2 protein-coding genes are annotated in these 3236 nt (G+C 74.4%); one reads left to right on the top strand and one right to left on the bottom strand.

Features of this window, described 5'->3' with window-relative positions; genetic code table 11:
- Window positions 1-210: 210 nt before the first annotated feature.
- Window positions 211-804 (top strand): hypothetical protein, encoded by a 594-nt coding sequence (locus ACY45C_RS04915; RefSeq protein ID WP_462186451.1) that lies wholly within the window; start codon window positions 211-213, stop codon window positions 802-804.
- A gap of 70 nt (window positions 805-874) precedes the next feature.
- Here ACY45C_RS04915 and ACY45C_RS04910 read toward each other — a convergent pair.
- A partial coding sequence (locus tag ACY45C_RS04910; RefSeq protein WP_462186450.1) for a DUF3376 domain-containing protein occupies window positions 875-3236 on the bottom strand: 2362 nt, incomplete at its 5' end.

Here is a 3236-nt window from a genome sequence, read left to right as displayed (position 1 = left end):
GCGGCCCGCCGTTCGGCTGGCCCAGGTCGCGGCGGAGATGGAGGCCGACGGGACGCTGGTTCCCGTGGCGGCGGACGATCGGATCTCCCAGTTCGGGCAAGTGACCACGGTGTGAGCGGCAGGCTACCTAAGCTGGAACGCAGGTCTTGAGATCGGGCGGCCTGGACCGGGGTATGACTCCGGCTCCCGAGGTGCGACGGGAGGTGCGCCGTGTGTGGCGGTCTTCGAGGCCGTGGTCTTCGAGGCCGTGGCCGTCTCGGCCTGAGCGTGGCCGGGGGGCTGCTGCTCGCGCTGGTCGTCGGATGCTCGGATCCGGGGTCGAGCGGGTCCGGCGGCTCGGCCGCCCGGCCGGGCTCGGTGGTCATGCCGAGTGCGTCGTCTCAGGACCCGGGCGGCCCGGGCACGCCCGGGGCCTCCGCCGCGGCTGCGACGCCTGGCGTCTCGCGGGCGCCGGGCCCCTCCGGAACCTCCGCCGCCCCGGATGGTGTCGCGTCACCGCCGGTGCCGACTCCGCAAGCATCCTCCGTCTTCGTCGGAGAGGCCTGTTCCCCCACCGAGGACACCTCGCCCGCGACCGCCGTGAACGGCCTTGTGCTGTTCTGCGCGCCCGTCGGCGGGACCGGCCCGGCCGGCATTGGTCGATGGTCCACGGAGCCACCCGCCCCGGCTCTCGTGACCCGGCCGGATGAGGGCGGGAACTGTGACCCCGAGGACGTCGGGCGCATCGTCCAGGACTCCGCCGGCCGCCCGGTGTCCTGCCTTCGAGACCCGACGGGCACCCTGACCTGGTCCGACATCTCCTGAACCGGGTCACCACGTCACCGAGCCACCGGTGCCGGTGGCGCGGACCGCCGGGCCGTGCCTACCGGGATGATCAGCCGTTGCGGCGGGCCCGGCGGGTGGTGAGGGCCTCGGCGACGGACCAGAGAGCCGGCAGCACCAGGGCTCCGAAGACGGTCGCCCATGCCCACGGATGATCGGCCAGGTATGGCACGACGTCGTCGTGTAGCCAGGGGAAGAGCCGGTCATGGATCACCGGAACGGCACCGGCCGCCGCGAACACCGCGATGAGCCCGGCTCCCACGACCGCCAGTCCTCCGGGCAGGTGCCGCCAGCCGGTCAGTCCGATCATCAGCAGGCCGATCAGGCCGACGACGATCCCCAGGCCGCCGAGGATGCCCGAACCGGTCAGCCCGCCGGCCGTACCGAGGCCGACCATCGCTGTTCCCACCGCGATCGTCATCCGCCGCCGGCCGTGCGTGACATCCCGGATCATCTCGAAGGCGAGACGGGTGACGGCCCGGGCGAGGAAGGCGACCGGTCGCAGGGGCCGTGGCAGCCGGCGGGTCGATGCCGCCCAGGCGACGACCACCGCCACGATCTGGGCCAGGGCGGTCACCAGAATCGGGCCCTGCGCCGCGTCGGTGATGCGTTCGTCCGAGACGCGGCAGGCCTCGAGCACCTCGTCCACCGCTCGCGGGGGCAGCGCGCCGGGCGTGACGGGGACGCCGCTGAGCCCGGGTGGCCGGGGCGGTCGGCGCGCCAGAGCCGAACTGTCGACGCCGACCGGCCGATGGGCACCGGTCCGTCCCGCGGCGACCCTGGCGGCCGCGGCCGCGGCCAGCGAGATGACCTTGGCGCCGCGCGGCTCGTCCAGGTTCGGGGGGCCCGTCGCTTCCGGTGCCGCCGAGGCCCCCGGTCCGGTCGTCGTTCCGGGCCGGGTTGGTTCCGCGGTCAGGGCCCGGTCGACGGCGGCGAGGAAGTCGGCGGTGGGCCGCGGATCGACCCCGGCCTCGTTGTCGCGCCGCACCGCCTCGGCGACCCCCACCAGCTCCTTGGCCGCGATGTCCCGTTGGAGGCCGGCGGCGACCCAGGTCGCCGTGACCGGCAGGTTCGGCGGCACGGGGGCGTCCGGATCGGTCAGAAAGCCAAGCTCGTCGAGTACCTCCCGTGGCGCCGGGCTGCCGGCCACCTCGGTGAGATCGTCGACCAGATCCACCAGCCAGCCCCGGCGGGCCAGCGCCGCGGCACGGGCGTGACCGGCGGGGACGGCGGGGATGGCGGTGTCCCGGCGGATCATGAGCCGGCGTGGATCCAGCATGATCCGGACCAGCCAGCCCGCACCGTCCAGCCGTCCCCACATCCAGTCGTTGGCCCGCCACGAGGACTTCGCGAAGGCGCCGAAGTTTCCCAGCTGCAGGCCTGTGACCTTCTCCTCGGCCAGCGCGCGGGCGGGATCGAGGCGGTTCGGTAGATCCGCGCTGATCTGGACGAGCTCAACCGGTTGATCGAGGACCGCGGCGCCGGTGCTCCGCTCGACCAGGTGCACGGCGATCAGGGCGTCCGCGGGAGTCGACGGGAGGTACCCGACGAAGTCCGCGAGGGTCCGGGCCGCCACCGCCCGGCGCTGGCCGAGACTGAGACCCTCGGGCCTGGTCTCTGGTCCCGCCGGAGGCGGGGCCGCGGGGGACCGCCGGTCCACGAGATCGGTGAGCTCGTCCTGCCCCGCGTCGCCCTCCGGGTCGGTCCGCAACCAGCGGCGGGCCGCCTCGGCGATGACGTCGAGCAGCGGTGCCCCGGCCATCGCACCGAGGGTCTCGCCGACCGTCGTGAAGACGCCGGGTCGCAGGGCCGCGGTGCCCGCAGTGCCTGCGGTGCCGGTGTTCCGGATGGTGGCGCGCGAGGCGCCGTGCACGGCCGCCGCGAGCCGGGCGAGTCGGATCCGGTCCGCCGGCTCGGGGGAGAGGACGTACCCTTCGTTGATCGTGTTGATCAGCAGGCCCTTGGCGGCGTCGAGCGCGGGCCGGCCCAGCCGCCACAGGTCGGCGAGGTCGGCCGTGGTCGGCAGCCGGTCGGGAAGCATCTGGACCACGGCGTTGACCGCGGCGTTCGTCATCCGGACGGGTCCGGCCGCGTCGGTGCGCAGCGCGTCGGTGTCCGGGGGACGGGGCAGGTCGAACCGACCACCGAGGACGCGCAGCAACGCCTCGATCACCGGTGGGGCGGTCTCCTCTGCCAGGCTGCGGCGGTAGGCGTCATAGACGCTCTCGTCCGCTAACCGGGGCCCACCGGCCGGGGCGAGGCGCAGCAGCCGTCGTCGGTTCGCCCGCGTACCGCGTACGGCGCTGTTATGGTCGCGCAGCGTCGCCAGATCTGTACCGATCGACTGGTTCAGCGCCGCGCCGAGCACCTGGAGGAGGGTGGGGATCACCGCGGGCGGTGTGGGCGGCATGGGT

This window comes from Frankia sp. CcWB2 (genome assembly GCF_977927585.1).
Note: the sequence above shows the minus strand (reverse complement) of the source record. Positions and strands in the feature narration are given on the sequence as shown.